A 19022-nucleotide genomic window follows, 5' to 3' on the forward strand; every position below is an offset into this window, starting at 1 on the left:
ATCAGAAGTCGCGCTGAACTGACATGTGTGCCAGCGACTCCAGCGCGCTGCGCCAGGGGGATTCGGGCAGAATCCGCAAGGCTTCAATCGCTTTATCCGCTTCCTGTTCCGCGCGGCTGCGCGTCCATTCCAGCGAACCACACTGATTCATCGCCTCCAGCACCGGCTCAAGCAGATGGCGGCCATTTCCCTGCTCAATAGCTTCACGGATCATCTTCGCCTGTTCAGGCGAGCCGTGCTGCATGGCATGCAGCAGCGGCAGCGTCGGTTTGCCTTCGCTCAGGTCATCGCCGGTATTTTTACCCAGCGTCTCGCCGTCAGCACTGTAATCCAGCAAATCGTCAATTAACTGGAAAGCAGTACCCAGATAGCGCCCATAATCCTGTAGCGCCTTTTCCTCTTCAGGCGTGGCTTCAGCCAGTATCGCCGAAGCCTGTGAGGCTGCTTCAAACAGGCGCGCGGTCTTACTGTAAATCACGTGCATGTAGCTCTCTTCGGTAATGTCGGGATCGTTAACGTTCATCAGCTGCAGGACTTCGCCCTCAGCAATGACGTTTACTGCTTCTGACATCAGCGCCAGGATACGCAGCGACCCCATGCTGGTCATCATCTGGAAGGCACGAGTGTAAATAAAATCACCGACCAGCACGCTTGCCGCATTGCCAAACGCCGCGTTCGCGGTCGCTTTGCCACGACGCATATCGGATTCATCCACGACATCGTCATGCAGCAGCGTGGCGGTGTGGATAAATTCGATCAGCGCCGCATTGGTCACGTGCAGGTCGCCCTTGTAGCCCATGGCACGTGCGGATAGCACGGCAATCATGGGACGGATACGCTTGCCCCCACCACTGATGATGTAGTAGCCCAACTGGTTGATGAGCGAGACATCCGAATTCAGCTGGTCGAGGATGGTCTGGTTAACGGCAGCCATATCCTGTGCGGTTAATTCATTAATCTGTTCTAAGTTCATTCGTCTTTTCAGCTATGACTCGTTATCTCTGCCATGGTAAGTGGTTTACCCAGCCAGCGTTCAGGTAATCTGTTACTGATTGTACTTGAATTTTGTGCCTGAGAAACGGTTGCATTCAGCCTGTGTTTTTTTTCTGCAAGAGTGTGCAAAGTGCTCTTGTCTTCTTCTGGAGTTTTGCGTAGAATTCGCGCCCTATTGTGAATATTTAGCGCGCCGCCTGATGAACTAAAAGGCAAGCGCAGAAGCGGAGTTTTATATGTACGCGGTTTTCCAAAGTGGTGGTAAACAACACCGAGTAAGCGAAGGTCAGACCGTTCGCCTGGAAAAGCTGGACATCGCAACCGGTGAAACGATTGAGTTTGACCAGGTTCTGATGATTGCTAATGGCGAAGACGTGAAAATCGGCGCGCCACTGGTTTCAGGCGGAATGATCAAGGCAGAAGTTGTTGCTCACGGTCGTGGCGAAAAAATTAAGATTGTTAAGTTTCGTCGTCGTAAGCACTACCGTAAGCAAGCAGGCCATCGCCAGTGGTTCACTGATGTGAAAATCACTGGTATCACGGCGTAAGAGGAGATCTGACAAATGGCACATAAAAAGGCTGGTGGTTCGACTCGAAATGGTCGTGACTCCAATGCAAAACGTCTGGGTGTAAAACGTTTCGGTGGTGAATCTGTTCTGGCAGGTAGCATCATCGTTCGTCAGCGTGGCACCAAATTCCACGCCGGTACCAATGTAGGTTGTGGTCGTGACCACACCCTGTTTGCTACCGCAGACGGCAAAGTACAGTTCGAAGTTAAAGGTCCGAACAACCGTAAATACATCAGCATCGTTGCTGAGTAAGGTTGTCGTGACGCAGACGTCTGACGTCTGAACGCACGAATTGAAGGCCCCGCAGCTCCTGCGGGGCTTTTTACATTCTGCGGTCTGTCGCGGTAAAAGCGACGCATCACAAAAGTTTGCTGTACACTTTGTGTACGCACTGGCGAAAGCCAATCCTGATTTATCCGCCGCTGGTCAGCGCAGAAGACCCTGGCGGACCCGTCTGCAGAGTGCTGCAGACGATTGTGTGACGGAGATTTAAAAAATGAAGTTTGTTGATGAAGCGACAATTCTGGTCGTCGCCGGTGATGGCGGTAATGGTTGCGTAAGCTTCCGCCGCGAAAAATATATCCCGAGAGGCGGCCCTGACGGGGGTGATGGTGGTGACGGCGGTGACGTTTATCTGATCGCTGATGAAAACCTCAATACCCTTATCGATTATCGTTTCGAAAAATCTTTCCGCGCCGAGCGTGGGCAGAACGGCCAGAGCCGCGACTGTACCGGTAAACGTGGTAAAGATATCGAAGTTAAAGTGCCGGTCGGCACCCGGGTTATCGACCAGGGTACCGGTGAGACACTCGGCGACATGACGCGCCACGGCCAGAAACTGATGGTCGGTAAAGGCGGCTGGCATGGCCTGGGCAACACCCGTTTCAAATCGTCAGTGAACCGCAGTCCGCGCCAGAAAACCATGGGTACCCCAGGTGAAAAGCGTGACCTGCAGCTGGAGCTGATGCTGCTGGCGGACGTCGGGATGCTGGGCTTACCGAATGCCGGTAAATCGACCTTTATTCGTGCCGTCTCGGCAGCCAAACCTAAAGTAGCGGACTATCCGTTTACCACCCTGGTGCCAAGCCTGGGCGTAGTGCGTATGGACAGCGAGCAGAGCTTCGTCGTGGCCGATATTCCGGGTCTGATTGAAGGTGCAGCAGAGGGCGCAGGCCTCGGCATTCGCTTCCTGAAGCACCTTGAACGCTGCCGCGTGTTGCTTCACCTGATCGACATCGACCCTATTGATGAAAGCGATCCGGTTGAAAATGCCCGTATCATCCTCGGCGAGCTGGAAAAATATAGCGAGAAGCTGTTCAACAAACCACGCTGGCTGGTCTTCAACAAAATTGATCTAATCAGTGAAGAAGAAGCGCAGTCACGGGCTAAAGCGGTTGCTGAAGCGCTGGGCTGGGAAGATAAGTATTACCTGATCTCTGCCGCAAGCCAGACCGGCGTCAAAGAACTCTGCTGGGACGTGATGAGCTTCATCAACGCTAACCCGAAAGAAGCGGAGCTTGAAGAGAAGCAGCCGGAGAAAGTGGAATTCATGTGGGATGATTACCACAAAGAAACCATTGAAAACACGGTCGAAGTGGAAGATGAAGAGTGGGATGACGACTGGGATGATGAAGACGACGAAGGCGTTGAAATTATCTATCAGCGTTAACCGATCGCCTGCTACTGCGTGATATGCGATGCCCCCCTTTCAGTGCTGAAAGGGGGGCATCGTTCTTTCTGCCGCTAGTTCATGACCGCTACGCTCAGTCGCGCACTGCAGCACAGCTGATCCCGACCCTTCCGAATCTCAATCTGCCAGCTCTGACTGCGTTTACCCAGATGCAGTGGACGGCAAATTCCGCGCACCAGACCCGCAGAAACCGCACGATGATGGCTGGCATTCACTTCTACGCCAACCACGCTGCTGCCTTCCTCTACCGCCATATACCCGGCAATTGAACCCATCGACTCCGCCAGCACCACAGAGGCACCGCCATGCAGCAGCCCGAACGGCTGTTGCGTCCGGGCATCGACCGGCATCGTCGCTTCCAGATAATCGTCACCTATTGCGGTAAAAACGATACCCAGATGGGCCACCAGAGAGTTCTCACCCAGCGCGTTCAGCGCAGGAAGATCAATGGATCGTTTCCAGATCGCTGTCATCATCATGCTCCCAGGGTTGCGCCGCCATCGACCACAATATCCTGCAGCGTCACATGGCTGGCAAGATCCGACGCGAGAAACAGAACGGTGGCCGCAATCTCCTGCGGCTGCGCAATCTTGCCCAGCGGAATACCCAGCTTGAACTGATCCGGGAAGCCCGCAATCATCTCCTGCTCACCGGTCGGTGTGTGCCACAGACTGCGCTGCATATCGGTGTCGGTGGAGCCAGGCGAAACGATATTACAGCGCACGCCGTAAGGCGCCATCTCCAGACCCACGGTCAGACAGAGGCTGCGCAGCGCGGCTTTTGACGCACCATAAGCGGACATGCCGATACGTGGGGCATGCGCTGAATTCGATGCGACAGTAACGATGGCACCGGTGCGCTGTTCACGAAAGCGTGGCAGCGTCTGCTGGAACAGATTAAATGCACCGCCCGCATTGACGTTAAGACAGGCCTGCCAGTCGGCAAACGAGAGCTCATCGGTGGCACCAGTACGCAGAATACCGGCTGCGTTGACCAGCACATCAATGCGCGGCTGGGCGGCTAATACGCGCTGGCAGATCGTTTTGACCTGAGCCGGATCGGCCACATCCATCGTGTGGCAGGGAAACGGATAATCATCACTCTGGAACCGCAGATCAAACGCCTCTACCTGCGCGCCCGCCTGATGAAAGGCTAACGCAATATGATAGCCGATGCCCTGGCCGGCACCGGTTACCCAGACGATTTTACCGCTGAAGTCGAATGTGTGGCTCATTTCGCCGGCTCCCGCGACAGCAGCGCCCACCAGCCATCAATGCTCGGGTTTTTGGCCAGGCTGACAAAATCAATGTCACGATGTACCTGACGCCAGCGTGCCGCCAGCGCCATCACGCGTACCGAATCCAGCCCGTAGTCGATCAGGTTTTCATCATCGTCCGGCACCTCATCATCTTCCAGCAGCGGCAGGATCAACGCGCGCAAATCATCTTTGCTGAGTGGCACAGGCATCAGATCGGCGGTCATCACCACTTTTCCGCTACGGCCCGCGGTGTAGGTCAGCGCCATCATATGTTCCTCACGGCTGAAGTCAGCCAGCGCATCGGCCACCATAAACGGCTGAATATTGCGCATAAACGCATCGGTGGCGGTGGTCAGGCAGCCAATATGGGCATAGACGCCGGTGATAATCAGCTGATCGCGCCCCATCTCCTGCAGGATCGCCTCCAGCGGCGAGCGGTGAAATGCACTGTAGCGCCATTTGGTCAGGACATGATCGTCCTCATCCGGTGCCAGCGCCTCCACGATCTTCTGCTGATCGGGATGCTTATTCAGTCCGGGTCCCCACATATCGTTAAGCAGCGCACGATCTTTATCGCTCTGCGCGTTTGGCTGAGCGGTGTAAAACACCGGAATACCCTGCGCTTTGCAGTAGCGTCGCAGGCGGACAATATTGTCAACGACCTGCTCAACCAGCGGGCTATTTTCGCCCCAGAAGTTGAGAAAATAGCGCTGCATATCGTGGATCAGCAGGGCGGCACGTCCCGGCTCCAGCATCCATTTCACTTTGTTGTTGGGCAACTCGGTGGCGGCTGGCAGCAGATAAGAGGTCAGTTGTGGAATAGCCATTGAAAATCTCCGGACAGATCAGGCTTGCGCTTGTTGATCGGCAAGTTGTTGGCGCAGACGTTTCTTGTCCACCTTGCCGACCGCGGTCAGCGGCAGAGCATCTACGCAGGTAATACGGTCGGGCAGCTTAAATTCTGCGACGCCCAGTTCACGCAGGTGACGACGCAGCGCCACCGGTTTCACCGGCTGACGGGTGACAATAAAAGCACAGCTCTTTTCACCCATCAGTTCGTCGCTCATAGAGACCAGCGCTGCGTGGATCACATCCGCATGGCGCTGCAGCAGGTTTTCAATCTCTTCAGCTGCGATCTTTTCGCCGCCCCGGTTGATCTGATCTTTCTCCCGACCCTGCACAATGATGTTGCCAGCGGGGGTGATCTCAACCAGATCGCCAGAGCAGTAGAAGCCCTGGTCATCAAAGCTGGCGGCGTTATGTTCCGGGCTGTTGTAGTAGCCACGGAACGTATAAGGACCGCGCGTCATCAGGCGACCAATGGCACCCACCGGTAGCGGATGTCCCTGTTCGTCTGCAACCCATACCTCGTCATCCGGAGAAACAGGGCGTCCCTGCGTAGTGAGAATGGTCAGTTCATCGTCATCCAGCCGGGTGTAATTCACCAGACCTTCCGCCATACCAAACACCTGCTGAAGGGTACAGCCAATCTCGTTCTGGATGCGCGCGGCCAGCGTTTCGCCCAGCTTTGCGCCACCGACCTGAATACGTTGCAGTGAGGCCAGCGCGGCATTGCTGCCCCATTCCTGAATCGCCTGCAGCCAGAGACTGGCCGCGGGTGGAACCAGGCCGGTATCAGTTACCTGATGTTTTTCAATCAGCGGGAAACAGAGGGTCGCGCTGGGATCGGCCGCTAAGATCACCTGGCCGCCCGCGTAAAAGACGCCCAGCGCGCCCGGAGAACTCATCGGGAAATTATGCGCAGCGGGCAGGGCAATCAGGTAACGGGTGTCTGCGGTGACCCCGCAGATCACATCGCTTTCCCGGATGCTGTAGTAGTAATCATTGTGGGTACGTGGGATGAGTTTCGGGGTGCCGGTACTGCCGCCCGAAAGCTGGAAAAAGGCGACTTCATCGCCTGCGGTCGGGGTTGCCCTGAAGTCACCTGCGGGTTCTGCCAGCAGGGCGTCGAGACGGTTTTCCGCATGAGCATCATTACGCAGGATCACCTGCTGCAGTGAAGGCTGTTCCCGGCGAAGCTGCGTAATAAAGGCGTCATCGGCGAACAGGGGGTGGCTGCGATCGGCAATCAACAGGCGCGGCGCGATCTGACTGGCATAGGCGGCCAGTTCGGTACGCTGATGGCTGAACAGGGCGTTAACCGGGGCAACGCCGATTTTGAACAGCGCAAACAGCGTCAGGTAAAATTCCGCCACGTTGCCAAGCTGCACCAGCGCCGTATCACCGGGTTTCAGGCCACGACGCTGCAGGGCCGCTGCCAGATTGTCACTCAGTGAGGCCAGCTGTCGATAGGTAAATTGCCGGTCGCCATCAATCACCGCCACGCATTCGCTGTCGCGGTGACGCTCCAGGATGTCGGTCATCGGCAGATCCAGCCAGTACCCTTTTTCACGGTAACGAGCAGCCAGATCGTCCGGCCAGCGGCTGTAAGAAATCGTCATACAGGTTCCTTTAGTGCAATCCAAAAGCGCGAAGCATGGTGTCGAGTTTGACGCCGGTTTCGCGCCACTCGGATTCAGGTTGTGAGTCCGCCACGATGCCCGCGCCAGCAAACAGCCGGACCCGCGGACCATTCACCGTGCCGCAGCGGATGGTGACGACCCATTCGCCGTTGCCCTGATCGTCACACCAGCCGACGATGCCGCCAAACAGCTGACGCTCAAACGGTTCAAGTTGCTGAATCAGCGCCTGAGCACGCTGATGCGGAAATCCGCTGAGCGCTGGTGTCGGATGCAGCAGGCAGGCCAGTGACAGTGCATTTTCGCGGTCGTCCAGTACTTCGCCCCGAATCTGCGTAGCGAGGTGCCACAGCGTTGCGGTGGTCAGCAGGGAAGGGGTTTCCGGGACCGACAGCAGGCGACTGCGAGGCTGCAGCGTCATGCGCATCGCATCCGTCACCAGTTTATGTTCATGCCGGTCTTTGGCTGACTGCATCAGGCTGTCACCTGAGGCCTGGTCACGCTGTGGATCGTTGTTGCGCGGCGCTGAACCGGCCAGCGGACAGGAGCTGAACTGTCGGCCCTGCTTACGAATCATCAGTTCCGGGCTGGCCCCCACCAGCGCGCCGCCATCGGGCAGCGGCAGATGAAAGTGATAGCTGTCAGGGTTCTGCGCCACGATGCGCTGCATCAGGGCGGCCGTATCGACCGGTTGTTCCGCCACGATTTCCATCAGCCGCGACAGCACCACTTTATCCGGATCGCCGCGCCGCGTGGCTGCCACGGCCTGCGCAACCATGTCAGTGAAGGTGTCGTGATCCGGCAGCGCGGTACGGCGACGAACTTTTGGCAGATCGCTTTCAGCCGATGAGGCGTGGGCTTTCAGATCGTCACGCTGAAAGGTCTGATACGACTCAGGGATAAACAATGCAGCGGGCTGATCCACATCGAACGGGATCGCACCCACCAGAATGGGATGGGCTATGCCCTGTTTTCTGGCCGAGGCAAAATGATGCTGCAGTTGTTGCTGAAACTCTCCGGTCAGCTGCTCACCCTGGTTTACCGGGGCAGTGAGTGTCGTAAAACAGCCCTGAGTTGTCAGGCTTCGCCAGGGAGAAGTAAACAGGAAGCCACGGCAGAGTGCCGGAAAATCCTGCAGCAGGGGATGTTCAAATGCCAGCGATTCCACCATAATTTCACCTATAAATGATAAGATAACTAATAATGATTATCATTTGTATTATGTTGCAGTAACCTACGTCGAATAGCCGGAGGTGTCAATAAATACGCGGTGATTCAGCTGGTTTTGTTGGTTAAATCAGCACAAGTTGTCGCCCGGATTACCGGAGAGAAATAGGATGAAAACAAATGACTAAACAGGGAGTAACGTCGGCATTAGCGCTGTTTTTGCTGAGTATCACTCTGTTCAGCGTGACCGCTGTTGCACAGACCGGCTGGCCGCGCACCTTCGCGGGGGCAAAAGGTCAGGTCACCCTGGCTCAGGCACCGACTCGCATTGTCTCGACCAGTGTCACCCTGACCGGATCGCTGCTGGCGATTGATGCGCCGGTAGTTGCCAGTGGCGCAACCGCACCCGGCAGCCGGCTGGCTGATGAGCAGGGATTCTTCCGGCAGTGGGGGCGTGTGGCGAAACAGCGTGGCGTAAAGCGGCTCTATATTGGTGAACCCAATGCGGAAGCGATCGCTGCGGAAGCGCCAGACCTGATTGTGGTCAGCGCCACCGGTAATGATTCAGCGATCAAACTGGCCGATCAGCTCTCGGCGATTGCACCGGTACTGGTCGTTAACTATGACGATAAAAGCTGGCAGCAGCTGGTGACGCTGCTGGGTGAGGCGACCGGGCATGAGGCGGATGCCGCTGCCCGGATAAGCGAGTTCGACGCGCGTGAAAAGGCGCTGAAGGCAAAGCTGACCCTGCCTCCGCAGCCGGTTTCTGCAATGGTGTGGAACGGAGATGGCCGGGCTGTGAATCTCTGGACGGAGGCATCGGCACAGGGGAAGTTACTGCAGGCGCTGGGCTTCACGCTGGCAACGCCACCGGCGACGCTTCAGTCCGCTCACAGCATGGGACAGCGTAAAGATATTCTTCAGCTGTCAGGCGAAAATCTGGCGGAAGGCCTGAATGGGCAGACTTATCTGCTGTTTGCCGCCGAAGATAACACGGCTGCGCAGGTAATGAGCAATGCTTTTCTGGCGCAGACCCCAGCGGTGCGCGCTAAAGCGGTCTATGCGCTGGGGCTGGATAGCTTTCGTCTCGACTACTACAGCGCCAGTCATTTACTGACGCGGCTGGAAGCGCTGTTCGTGAAATCATGATGTTGCTTCGTCGGGGGCAGGCCGTTGATAGCGTCGCAGGCGGCCCATCAGCAGCCACATGATGAGACCCAGCACGGTGGCTGCCAGGCCAGAGAGGGCGGCTGCCTGCTGCGGCAACAGCAGTGAACCCATCGCGCCAATTATTGCTGCACCTATCGCATCGCCGGTGACATTCTGCGCTGTCCAGAGGCTGTTGATCCTGCCAAGCAGTGCATCGGGCGTCAGCGTCTGAATCATCGCGTACTGCACCAGGCTGCTGATGGCACTGAAATAACCAAAGGCCACGAGGCAGATCAGACTCAGGCTGAACCATGGCATCAGGCTGAACAGAGCCAGTGCGACGAATGCCGCGATGGCACTGACCAGAATCAGGCGGCCCGGCTGTGGCGACTGCGCCAGCCGTCCGCTGGTCAGCGCGCCTGTCGCAGCACCCAACGGCACGGCGGCGTACATCAGCCCCAGCTCCGTCAGACCGACCTGCCAGTGGGGTGCCAGCGCCGGATAGAGCACGCGCACCGCGCTGGCTAACGTTACCAGCGCGCCAGTCAGCGCGGCCATACCTACAATCGGCGTATCGAACAGAAATCGGACGCCGCTGCTTAGCGCCATTAAGGGATGTTCACGCGGCTGCGGCGGTGGCGCAAGCGGTGGCAACCGCAACAGGGTTAATACCGTCAGCAGCGTGCCGAACGCGGCCAGCCCGTAGTTCCACGCCACACCGCCCTGAGCAATCACCATACCCGCAATGGCGGGTGACAGAATCGCGCCAAAGCGTACCGTCAGCATAGTGATGGCACCCGCCTTCATCAGATTCTCACGCCCGACCAGCGCCGGGGTGGCCGCCAGCAGCGCCGTGACGCCTATCGCGCCGAAAAAGCCATCCCAGAGTCCCAGCACGAAGACGGCGATGACCGACGGTGAAGGGAGCAGGGCATTAATGCACAACGCGGCAAAACCCAGGCCACAGGTGGATCGGGCAAACAGGATCAGGCGACGGCGCTCATAGCGATCGGCCAGCACGCCGCCGGTCAGCAGGCCGATAAACATACCGGCTCCGGCCAGCGTCACCGCCAGCCCTACCTGTAGCGGCGATTGCGTCAGCTGCTGAATCTGAACCGGGACCGCCACCGCCAGCATGCCGAGCGCGACAATCGAGATAAAGCGGGCGATAAACAGGGCGCGAAAGGCGGGATGGGTTCTCAGCAGAGTGAGATCGATAAAATGGGAGGGTTTGTTCATAGCGTCGCTTTTTTGCACCCATTTTCCTCATTATTGAATCTGAGAGTCATGGTAACATACAAAAAACAGTTAATAACGATAACAAGTATCATTATCATAAACACTCGCAATTGCGGGCCATGTTGAATTCGTGAAGGTTTAAACGTTATGCGTCAACTCCGTGCAATAGCCGGTTCAGGGATGCTGCTATTGTTGCTTATTGCGCTCAGCCTGATGCTGGGTGCCAGACCTGTCCCCTTTCATGATGTCACACATGCCTTACTCTCCGACTGCAGCCGCATCGATTGCGTGATCGTGCGCGATGCCCGGCTGCCGCGAACCCTGGCGGGACTGCTGGCCGGGATCAGTTTAGGTCTGGCGGGCGCACTGATGCAGAGCCTGACGCGCAATCCACTGGCCGATCCAGGCATTCTTGGTGTGAATGCCGGAGCAGGTTTTGCGGTGGTGCTCGGCATCGCGCTCTCTGGCGCCGATTCTCCTGCGGAATGGCTGGGTTTTGCTTTTACGGGTGCACTGCTGGCGTCGCTGCTGGTGGCCCTGACGGGGGCGATCGGCGGTGGCCGCGTGAATCCGCTGCGTCTGACGCTGGCAGGCGTGGCGCTGGGTGCGGTGCTGGAGGGCTTAACATCTGGCCTGTCGCTGCTTAATCCCGATATTTACGATCATCTGCGTTTCTGGCACAGCGGCTCGCTGGATATCCGTAATTTCGCCATTCTGCGCACTGTCTTTCCGGCGGTCGTGGCCGGGAGCCTGCTGGCGCTGCTGCTGGCACGTTCGCTCAACAGCCTGAGTATGGGCGGAGATATGGCAACCGCGCTGGGCACCCGTGTGATGCGTACTCAACTGGTGGGATTGCTGGTGATTGCACTGCTGAGCGGTGCGGCGACGGCGGCAGTCGGACCCATCGCCTTTGTCGGGTTAATGACACCGCATCTGGCCCGCTGGCTGCTGGGCAACGATCATCGCTGGATGCTGCCGGGAACCCTTGTGATCACGCCCTGTCTGCTGCTGGCTGCCGATATTCTTGGACGGCTGCTGATACCGGGTGAACTACGCGTGTCAATTGTCACGGCCATTCTCGGTGCGCCGATGCTGATTGTGCTGGTGCGCCGTAAGCTGGGAAAAGGGCAGATATGACACGGATGATGATCAATGCGTTACTGCTGTTGATGGCCTGCGGGGTGCTGGCTTTTCTGGGCATCACGCGCGGCACCTTACCGATCTCAGCCAGCCAGTTATGGGCACTTTTCAACGGCGAGGCGGCGCGCAATGTTCAGCTGATTGTGCTGGAGTGGCGTCTGCCGCGCGTCATGATGGCGCTGCTGATTGGTGCGGCGCTGGGCGTCAGCGGGGCGATTTTTCAGTCGCTGTTGCGCAACCCGCTGGGCAGTCCCGATATTCTGGGTTTTAACACCGGCGCTTACAGCGGTGTGCTGGTGGCGCTGGTGCTGTTCCAGCAAAACATGGAAGGGATGACGCTGGCAGCACTGCTTGGCGGACTGCTCACTGCGGGAGTGGTCTGGCTGTTCAGCTGGCGCAACGGCGTGGAGACTTTTCGGCTGATTATTGTGGGTATCAGCGTGCGGGCACTGCTGATGGCGCTGAACAGCTGGCTAATTATCAGTGCTTCACTGGAGGCGGCACTGAGCGCCGGGCTCTGGAGCGCCGGTTCACTTAACGGTATTACCTGGGCGAAAACCACGCCGGTGATCATCGTGCTGCTGCTGGCGCTGCTGGCAACAGGCATGCTGGCCCGCCGCATGCGACTGCTGGAGATGGGTGACGACACGGCCTGCGCGCTGGGCGTTCCGGTTGAGCGCAGCCGCGTCATGCTGATGCTGACAGGCGTTATCCTCACCGCCGCCTCGACGGCGCTGGTCGGTCCGATCGCCTTTATTGCGTTGCTGGCACCGCAGATTGCGCGGCGGCTCAGTGGTGGCACCAAAGGCGCGCTGCCGCTGGCGGCCTTGTGTGGCGCGCTGCTATTAATCGCCGCGGATTACGCCGCGCAGCACTTTTTCCTGCCTTATCAGCTGCCGGTTGGCGTAATCACGGTCAGCCTGGGCGGGCTCTATCTGATTGCGCTACTGGTGCGGGAGGCACGACGCCAATGAAAGTGACAACACGTTTGCGGGGCGACGCGCTGACGCTGGGCTATGACAAAAAAATCGTGGCGGAGAATCTCTCTGTGGCGATCCCTGACGGTGAGCTGACCGTGATCATTGGTCCCAACGCCTGCGGAAAATCGACGCTGCTGCGTACCTTAAGTCGCCTGGCCTCGCCGCTGCAGGGTGAGGTGCTGCTGGATGGCAATACCATTGCTCACTACGCGACCAAAGAGGTGGCACGCCGGCTGGGGCTGCTGCCGCAAAGCTCGAATGCGCCTGCGGGTATCAGCGTCAGCGAACTGGTGGCGCGCGGGCGTTATCCGCACCAGTCGTTGTTTGGGCGCTGGCGACAGGAAGATGAGGCTGCGGTGCAGCAGGCCATGCAGGCCACCGGCGTGGCCGATTTAGCGCAGCAGCAGGTTGATACGCTCTCTGGCGGTCAGCGGCAGCGGGTGTGGATTGCGATGGTGCTGGCTCAGCAGACACCGCTATTGCTGCTGGATGAACCGACCACCTGGCTGGATATTGCCCATCAGATTGAACTGCTGGAATTAATGCAGGATCTCAATCAGCAGCATGGCCGAACGCTGGTGGTGGTGCTGCACGATCTTAATCAGGCGTGCCGCTACGCCAGCCACCTGATAGCGATGCGCGACGGGAAAATCGTTGCCGAAGGAAAACCGGCGGAGATTGTAACGCCGGAACTGATAGACGCGATCTACGGCCTGCGCTGCATCATCATTAACGATCCGGTGGCCGGTACGCCGATGATTGTACCGCTGGGCAGAGGCTGACCCGCGCCTTCTCCGGTGAAAAAAGCGCAGGTCAGGATGACTCAGGAAATCAGCGTTGCCAGACACTGCTGCAGTCGTGGGCCGATCTGCTCGAACATGCGCGGTGAGATGATCTCGACGTGCGCACAGTCCAGCGGCCAGATAGTCAGTCCGCCAACCCAGGGCGCCCAGGCGCGGCGTGCATCCTGACCGGGCAACTGGGTCTGTTGCGCCAGGAACAGCGTGGCGTGCCCACTAAAGCGGGCACTGCGCGCCGTGGCCAGCAGGCGCACCGAACTGGCATAGTTGGCTTCAATGGTGGTAAACAGTGCCTCCATTCCTTCACCGGCCTGCTCGCGCTGTGCTGCGATAAACTGCTCGCGCTCACGATTAACCTCTTCCAGCACCGCCGGATCCAGCACGTTTTCGCCGCGCCGTTCATCCCAGTTCTGCGTCTCCGGCGGCCAGGTATCCAGCAGTCCGAGGAAGGCAACGGTTTCACCTTCGGCCTCCAGCCGCGCGGCGATACCCTGCGCCAGCGTGCCGCCCAGCGAATAGCCCAGGAAATAGTAGGGCCCCTCTGGCTGCTGCTGGCGCACCGTCGCCAGATGCGCCTCACACACCGCGTCAAGGTGCTGCGCCTGATTCAGCGGGCTGGTGATATCAGGTGACTGAATGCCGAGCAGCGACCAGCGGGCATCCAGATAGCGCTGCAACACGCTGAATTGCCAGGCAAAACCTGAGGCGGGATGGAAGCAGAACAGCGTCGGGCCGGTAGTACGCCGCAGCGGCAAGACCGCCTCAAATCCGGCGCGGGCTGTCTCCGCGGGTTCACTACTAAGCAGGACGGCCAGCTTTTCTACCGTAGCTGCCACCATAATCTGGCCCACTGACACCGGCTGATTCAGCGTCCGCCGCAGCTGCGCCGCCAGCCGCATCGCCAGCAGCGAATGACCACCCAGCGCAAAAAAATCATCCTGTGCGCTGACGGACTCACGTTCCAGCAGCGTGGCGAACGCCTGCGCCAGCGTCGTTTCCAGACCCGGGTACGGTGCACGACCGGCAGCCGCTGTTCGGGTCTGTGGCAGCGGCAGCGCTTTACGATCCAGCTTGCCGTTGCTGCTGAGCGGTAATGCCGCCAGCTGAACAATCGCCACCGGCACCATATGCGCCGGTAACTGTGTCGCCAGAGTCTGGCGCATGACGTCGGCATCAATTGAGCCCTCTGCCACCACATAGCCGACCAGCTGGCGGGCATCACCCTGCTGGTCGCTGCTGCTGCCCAGTACCACTGCATGCGTCACGGCCTGCACAATGCCAGGCAGCGCAGCCATGGCGTGGTCGATCTCGTTCAGCTCGATACGCTGTCCGCGAATTTTAAGCTGATCGTCGCTGCGACCCAGATACTCCACCGCACCATCCGGCAGCCAGCGCGCCACATCACCGGTGCGGTACATCCGGGAGCCGTGACCCCACGGATCGGCGACAAACCGGCTGGCAGTGAGGTCGGGACGATCAAGATAGCCATGCGCCAGCTGCACGCCGGTCAGCCAGAGATCGCCAGCCACGCCCGGTGGCACCGGCTGCAGACGCGCATCCAGAATCCGTAAGCCGGTGTTCCAGACCGGGAAGCCAATCGGCACGCTGGCACCGTCGACGGCCGCCAGCGCCGGTCCGAAAGCCGGGTAGAAGCTGACATCCACTGCCGCTTCGGTCGGGCCATAAAGATTATGCAAGGGCACCCGGGTCAGCGTCTGCCACTGGCGCGACAGCTCAGCGGGCAGCGCTTCGCCGCTGCAGAAAACCCGGCGCAGGCTGGCGCAACGCGCTATCGCGTCACCTTCCTCCAGCGAGGCGACAAAAGCAGCCAGCATCGACGGAACAAAATGGGTGGTGGTCACGCGGTAGCGGGCAAATAGCTGCTGCAGCGCGTCCGGGTCGCGGTGGGCATCAGGCGGTGCCATCACCAGCTGTGCGCCAGCGATCAATGGCCAGAAGAACTCCCACACCGAGACATCAAAGCTGCTCGGCGTTTTCTGCAGCACCACATCATCACCGCCGAGCGGATAACGATCCTGCATCCACAGCAGCCGGTTGACGATCGCCTCATGACTGACCAGCACGCCTTTTGGCCGACCGGTCGAACCAGAGGTATAGATGAGGTAAGCGCCATCATGCGGACGCGGAGCCTGTGTCAGCACGCTATCCACCGGAGTTAACAGCACGTCGTAAAACAGCGGCGCGGCCGGTGAGAGAGCCGCCAGCCTGTCTGCCAGTTCGCGGCAGGTGATCAGCATTTTCGGCGCGGCATCTTCCAGCATCATCTTCAGCCGATCGTCCGGGTAGCCGGTATCAAGCGGCAGCCAGGTTGCGCCTGTGCTGACAATCGCCTGCAGCGCCAGTGATAAAAAGACCGAGCGCGGCAGCGCCACGGCGACGATGTCACCCCGCGTCACACCCTGCGCAATCAGCTGTTGTCCCAGCGCGGCGACCTGCTGTTGCATCTGCTGATAATTAAGCTGATGCGCCTCATCCGCCAGCGCCATAGCGTGCGGCGTACGCTGCGCCTGCAGCAGCAGCAGGCTGCTTAGCGTCTCTGCAGGCAGCATCACAGCCGTCTGATTGACCGCTGCCAGCTGTTGATGTTCTTCCGGCATCAGCATATCCAGCTCGCCACAGGCGCACGCTGGCCGGACGGCAAGCTGCTCAAGCAGCAGACCAAAGCGACTGGCATGTTGCTTCAGCGCGGTTTCACTATAGCGCTCTGCATTAGCCAGTAGTTCCAGCGTGAGGTCGCCCTGTTCGCTGAGGTAGATAGCAATCTCCAGATCGCGAACCGGGCCTGACGCCAGCTGATGAGTGATGCCTTCAATGCCTGCGAAATCGAGCTGATAGTCGAACATCTTCAGGTTAATCACCGGCCCATAGAGCGGAGCACTGTCACCAAACCGGCCCAGATCGCGCTGCACCTGCTCAGCGTCGTAACGCTGATGACGGCGCATTTTTCTGACTTCGCCCGCCAGACGCCCGGCCAGTGCCGTCAGCGGCTGTGCCGGGTCGTAATGGATTGCCATAGGCAAAACGTTGATCACCGGACCGGTGGCGCAGAGCGCGGCCGAGCCGATGCGGCGCATAAAGATGAAACCGGCGGCGAACGCATGCTGACCGGTGAGGCGCGCCAGCCATAACGCCACCAGCGCAAAGGCGGTGTCCGCAGCACTGAGGTTGTGCTGCCCGGTGTGCGTCAGCAAAGCCTGAAAAGTGTTGCGATCCACGGCAAACGTATGGCGTAGCAGGTCGGTACTGGCGCTCTGACCGGCCAGCGGCAGAGCGGACAACGAGGCGGGCGCAGGTAACTGCGCGCCTTTCTCCAGCCAGAACTGACGATCGCGCTGCCAGGTCGAAGAGTGCTGATAGCGCTGATACTCGTCGACGACCTCGCTGAACGGGACAAAGGGGCTCGGCTCCGGCGTGTCGCCGTGCTGCCAGGCGCTGTAGAGATGGGCGATGCGGCGGGTCAGGGCGGTGAAGCTGAAACCATCGACCACCAGATGATGGTAGCGCTGATACCAGTACCAGTGATCCTCGCCCAGCCGAAGCAGGCTGTGATGATAGAGCGGCGCACCGCTCAGTATCCGCAGGTCACCGGACATATCCTGCTGCATCAGCGCACGTGCTGATGCAGCAGGATCGGCGGCATCGCGCAGATCGATTATTTCAGGCTCGCGAAAATGCTGGGGGGCAGGCCACTGCAGCGGTTCACCCTCCTGCTCGCCAAAGGCCATATTCAGCGTGTCCGCTTCCTGCATGCCAGCAATTATGGCCCGTGACAGCAGCGCGCTGTTCAGCACACCGTGCAGTTCGACAAAATGCGCCACGGCGTAAGCATTGGAATAGGGCGATAGCTGGTCAGCGATCCAGATTCCGGGCTGAGCGGCCACCAGCGGCAACGTTTTTTGCTCTGTCAGCGGGTTCAGAGTGGTCTCAGACATTGCGGCTCCCACTGTCCTGCGTCATAACCGGACGGATATCGTGCCAGTTTTCATTCAGCCAGCTCAGGCAACGGGCCTGTGGTTCGGGCCCATAAACAGGCTGCCATCCTGGCGGGACCGCACAAAAGGCGGGCCATAAGCTGTACTGCTGCTGAGCATTTTTCAGTACCTGACAATCCTGCTGGGGATCGTCGAAAGGATTGCGTTGTTGCATGTTGGTCTCCTGTCCGAAGTCGTCGGGCGTATAAACGCCGATCTCCTGGGTATCCTTTTTCTTTTAATGGCACACAGACGGCGGGATATCAGCGGGTTATGACGATTGCCACATAGCGTTGAGGCCTGCCAGCAGTCCGCCGCGCCAGCACAGCGCATCGTGACCGCCTTCAATCGGGTGATAGCTGACCTGATGTCCTGCCACAGTCAGATCGCGCTGAAACTGTTCGTTTGCTGCCAGAATCAGGCGTTCGCGCCGCCCCGCCTCCAGATAAAAGCGCCGGGAGGGCGCCTGCAGCAAACCCTGCTGTAACTGCTGCGGCAGCCAGCCATTCGGGTCACCGCGCGCGGGCCACCAGAACGAACCGGAAAGACTGACGGCACCCGCAAAAGTTTCCGGCCAGTTCAGGGTGGCGTAAGCGGCAGAAAGGCCGCCAAAACTCTGTCCGGCCACCAGCGTGCTGTCGGCCCGAAACGGTGCCCACTGCTGAATTTGTGGTAACAGCTCGTGCTGAATCGCCAGCCAGAAGTCAGGGTTACAGGTCAGTTCACGCGTGCGGTGTTCGCGGTCGATGATGTCGATCATGACATAGACCGCAGGAGGCAGCTCGCCTGCCTCAGTGAGTTGCTGAAGCGGACCGGCAACCGGCATGCTGTGCGCCCAGAACTGACCATCCAGCAGCAGTGCCAGCGGACGATCGCCTGCACTGGCGTCTCCGGTGACAGCGATCCAGATCTGACGCTGGTTTCCCAGCCGTTCGCTGCGCCACAAATAGTGTTGCAGCGGAATATCGGCGGCACGGCCCTCATCAACCGCACGCCACACCTGTTGATCCGGCGCGCGTGGCAGGTGCAGCGGCGAGACCCTCATTCCGCGTCCACCTGCCCAGCTACGCAAAGGATTCAGCGGGTCGCTTTGTGCCTGCCGGAATTTCTGACTCCACCACTGGCGCAGCGCCTGCATATCAGCCTGCCCGGCAAACGTCTCTGTCTGGTTGTCAGGGATCAGGCAGTAGCTGCCGCGCCAGTCAGCGGGCAGGGTGGTTTGCCACCACCAGACATCGGTATCAGGAACAGGTGTTAAGGAGGAAGGTGAGGCTGTGTGATGATGATCGGTTACACCGGTAATGTTGATCCAGACGCGCCGGGTATCAGAGTGCAGCGGGTCACCCTGCGGATCACGCCAGAAAAAAGTGACCTGACAGGTCCCCTTTTCAGCGGGTTCAATCAGGGGAATGCCCTGTTGCTGCAGCTGCTGCCACCAGCGTTCGCTGCCGGTCTCTTCGTTTAACCACGCTATTCGCGCCATGATTCAATCACACTTGCTTAGAGTCATGCATGTTACAGATAATAGTATTGATAATTATTTGCATTTGCAATAGGGTGTTTCC

17 protein-coding genes are annotated in these 19022 nt (G+C 58.9%); 7 read left to right on the forward strand and 10 right to left on the reverse strand.

Annotation, left to right across the window (positions count from 1 at the left end; translation table 11 throughout):
• Position 1 precedes the first annotated feature (1 nt).
• Entirely contained in the window at positions 2–973 is a 972-nt protein-coding gene (gene ispB / locus NIM72_RS14230; protein WP_253420830.1) for an octaprenyl diphosphate synthase, read from the reverse strand.
• Positions 974–1229: 256 nt separating this feature from the next.
• On the opposite strand from ispB, the gene rplU reads away from it, so the two are divergent.
• From rplU to cgtA, 3 genes are all read left to right on the forward strand, one after another.
• Complete coding sequence (gene rplU, locus NIM72_RS14235; RefSeq protein ID WP_008925416.1) at positions 1230–1541, forward strand: 50S ribosomal protein L21; 312 nt, start codon at positions 1230–1232, stop codon at positions 1539–1541.
• Positions 1542–1556: 15 nt separating this feature from the next.
• Positions 1557–1814, forward strand: a complete 258-nt coding sequence (gene rpmA, locus NIM72_RS14240; RefSeq protein ID WP_003851093.1) for a 50S ribosomal protein L27 — start codon at positions 1557–1559, stop codon at positions 1812–1814.
• A 244-nt stretch (positions 1815–2058) separates the two neighbouring features.
• Positions 2059–3231 (forward strand): Obg family GTPase CgtA, encoded by a 1173-nt coding sequence (cgtA, locus tag NIM72_RS14245; protein WP_013359890.1) that lies wholly within the window; start codon positions 2059–2061, stop codon positions 3229–3231.
• Positions 3232–3305: 74 nt separating this feature from the next.
• Here the strand turns inward: cgtA and NIM72_RS14250 are convergent, their stop codons facing one another.
• From NIM72_RS14250 to NIM72_RS14270, 5 genes are read right to left on the reverse strand one after another with little or no spacing between them, the layout of a single operon-like run.
• Positions 3306–3725: a hotdog fold thioesterase gene (locus tag NIM72_RS14250; RefSeq protein ID WP_253422102.1), complete on the reverse strand. Its 420-nt coding sequence runs from the start codon at positions 3723–3725 to the stop codon at positions 3306–3308.
• Positions 3726–3727: 2 nt separating this feature from the next.
• Positions 3728–4486, reverse strand: a complete 759-nt coding sequence (gene dhbA, locus NIM72_RS14255) for a 2,3-dihydro-2,3-dihydroxybenzoate dehydrogenase (RefSeq protein ID WP_253420832.1) — start codon at positions 4484–4486, stop codon at positions 3728–3730.
• Positions 4483–5337, reverse strand: coding sequence for an isochorismatase family protein (locus NIM72_RS14260; RefSeq protein WP_253420835.1), 855 nt, complete (start codon positions 5335–5337; stop codon positions 4483–4485). The genes dhbA and NIM72_RS14260 overlap by 4 nt, the downstream gene beginning before the upstream one ends.
• Before the next feature lie 18 nt (positions 5338–5355).
• Complete coding sequence (locus NIM72_RS14265) at positions 5356–6972, reverse strand: (2,3-dihydroxybenzoyl)adenylate synthase (protein WP_253420838.1); 1617 nt, start codon at positions 6970–6972, stop codon at positions 5356–5358.
• Positions 6973–6982: 10 nt separating this feature from the next.
• Positions 6983–8161, reverse strand: coding sequence for an isochorismate synthase (locus NIM72_RS14270; protein WP_253420842.1), 1179 nt, complete (start codon positions 8159–8161; stop codon positions 6983–6985).
• Between the two features lie 176 nt (positions 8162–8337).
• Here NIM72_RS14270 and fepB point away from each other — a divergent pair, with 176 nt between their 5' ends.
• The gene (fepB, locus tag NIM72_RS14275) at positions 8338–9306 is read left to right on the forward strand and encodes a Fe2+-enterobactin ABC transporter substrate-binding protein (protein WP_110331232.1); all 969 of its coding nucleotides are present in this window, start codon (positions 8338–8340) and stop codon (positions 9304–9306) included.
• Here the strand turns inward: fepB and entS are convergent.
• On the reverse strand, positions 9301–10545 hold the full coding sequence (entS, locus tag NIM72_RS14280; protein WP_253420845.1) for an enterobactin transporter EntS: 1245 nt from the start codon (positions 10543–10545) through the stop codon (positions 9301–9303). The two genes, fepB and entS, sit on opposite strands and share 6 nt — an antisense overlap.
• Before the next feature lie 147 nt (positions 10546–10692).
• Between entS and fepD the strand changes: the two genes are divergently transcribed.
• Genes fepD through NIM72_RS14295 form a run of 3 tightly spaced genes read left to right on the forward strand, consistent with a single transcriptional unit; the run spans position 10693 to position 13447 of the window.
• Entirely contained in the window at positions 10693–11682 is a 990-nt protein-coding gene (gene fepD / locus NIM72_RS14285) for a Fe(3+)-siderophore ABC transporter permease (RefSeq protein ID WP_253420848.1), read from the forward strand.
• A complete protein-coding gene (fepG, locus tag NIM72_RS14290) occupies positions 11679–12659 on the forward strand; it encodes an iron-enterobactin ABC transporter permease (protein ID WP_253420850.1) in 981 nt (326 codons plus the stop codon). The genes fepD and fepG overlap by 4 nt, the downstream gene beginning before the upstream one ends.
• Positions 12656–13447 carry an ATP-binding cassette domain-containing protein gene (locus NIM72_RS14295; protein WP_253420853.1) on the forward strand — a complete coding sequence of 264 codons (792 nt, stop codon included), beginning with the start codon at positions 12656–12658 and terminating at the stop codon, positions 13445–13447. Before fepG ends, NIM72_RS14295 begins: the two co-directional genes overlap by 4 nt.
• A 41-nt stretch (positions 13448–13488) precedes the next feature.
• On the opposite strand, the gene NIM72_RS14300 is transcribed toward NIM72_RS14295, so the two are convergent.
• From NIM72_RS14300 to fes, 3 genes are all read right to left on the reverse strand, one after another.
• Positions 13489–17418: an enterobactin synthase subunit F gene (locus NIM72_RS14300; RefSeq protein WP_253420856.1), complete on the reverse strand. Its 3930-nt coding sequence runs from the start codon at positions 17416–17418 to the stop codon at positions 13489–13491.
• Positions 17411–17632 carry an MbtH family protein gene (locus tag NIM72_RS14305; RefSeq protein WP_161731830.1) on the reverse strand — a complete coding sequence of 74 codons (222 nt, stop codon included), beginning with the start codon at positions 17630–17632 and terminating at the stop codon, positions 17411–17413. Before NIM72_RS14305 ends, NIM72_RS14300 begins: the two co-directional genes overlap by 8 nt.
• A gap of 96 nt (positions 17633–17728) precedes the next feature.
• Positions 17729–18940, reverse strand: a complete 1212-nt coding sequence (fes, locus tag NIM72_RS14310) for an enterochelin esterase (protein WP_161731832.1) — start codon at positions 18938–18940, stop codon at positions 17729–17731.
• Positions 18941–19022 lie beyond the last annotated feature (82 nt).

The sequence above is a fragment of the Pantoea sp. B550 genome, from assembly GCF_024158165.1.
In the GTDB taxonomy this organism is placed as follows: domain Bacteria; phylum Pseudomonadota; class Gammaproteobacteria; order Enterobacterales; family Enterobacteriaceae; genus Pantoea; species Pantoea alfalfae.

Coding starts and splice junctions, on each gene's coding strand:
- ispB (WP_253420830.1), bottom strand. CDS start 973: ATGAACTTAGAACAGATTAATGAATTAACCGCACAGGATATGGCTGCC.
- rplU (WP_008925416.1), top strand. CDS start 1,230: ATGTACGCGGTTTTCCAAAGTGGTGGTAAACAACACCGAGTAAGCGAA.
- rpmA (WP_003851093.1), top strand. CDS start 1,557: ATGGCACATAAAAAGGCTGGTGGTTCGACTCGAAATGGTCGTGACTCC.
- cgtA (WP_013359890.1), top strand. CDS start 2,059: ATGAAGTTTGTTGATGAAGCGACAATTCTGGTCGTCGCCGGTGATGGC.
- NIM72_RS14250 (WP_253422102.1), bottom strand. CDS start 3,725: ATGACAGCGATCTGGAAACGATCCATTGATCTTCCTGCGCTGAACGCG.
- dhbA (WP_253420832.1), bottom strand. CDS start 4,486: ATGAGCCACACATTCGACTTCAGCGGTAAAATCGTCTGGGTAACCGGT.
- NIM72_RS14260 (WP_253420835.1), bottom strand. CDS start 5,337: ATGGCTATTCCACAACTGACCTCTTATCTGCTGCCAGCCGCCACCGAG.
- NIM72_RS14265 (WP_253420838.1), bottom strand. CDS start 6,972: ATGACGATTTCTTACAGCCGCTGGCCGGACGATCTGGCTGCTCGTTAC.
- NIM72_RS14270 (WP_253420842.1), bottom strand. CDS start 8,161: ATGGTGGAATCGCTGGCATTTGAACATCCCCTGCTGCAGGATTTTCCG.
- fepB (WP_110331232.1), top strand. CDS start 8,338: ATGACTAAACAGGGAGTAACGTCGGCATTAGCGCTGTTTTTGCTGAGT.
- entS (WP_253420845.1), bottom strand. CDS start 10,545: ATGAACAAACCCTCCCATTTTATCGATCTCACTCTGCTGAGAACCCAT.
- fepD (WP_253420848.1), top strand. CDS start 10,693: ATGCGTCAACTCCGTGCAATAGCCGGTTCAGGGATGCTGCTATTGTTG.
- fepG (WP_253420850.1), top strand. CDS start 11,679: ATGACACGGATGATGATCAATGCGTTACTGCTGTTGATGGCCTGCGGG.
- NIM72_RS14295 (WP_253420853.1), top strand. CDS start 12,656: ATGAAAGTGACAACACGTTTGCGGGGCGACGCGCTGACGCTGGGCTAT.
- NIM72_RS14300 (WP_253420856.1), bottom strand. CDS start 17,418: ATGTCTGAGACCACTCTGAACCCGCTGACAGAGCAAAAAACGTTGCCG.
- NIM72_RS14305 (WP_161731830.1), bottom strand. CDS start 17,632: ATGCAACAACGCAATCCTTTCGACGATCCCCAGCAGGATTGTCAGGTA.
- fes (WP_161731832.1), bottom strand. CDS start 18,940: ATGGCGCGAATAGCGTGGTTAAACGAAGAGACCGGCAGCGAACGCTGG.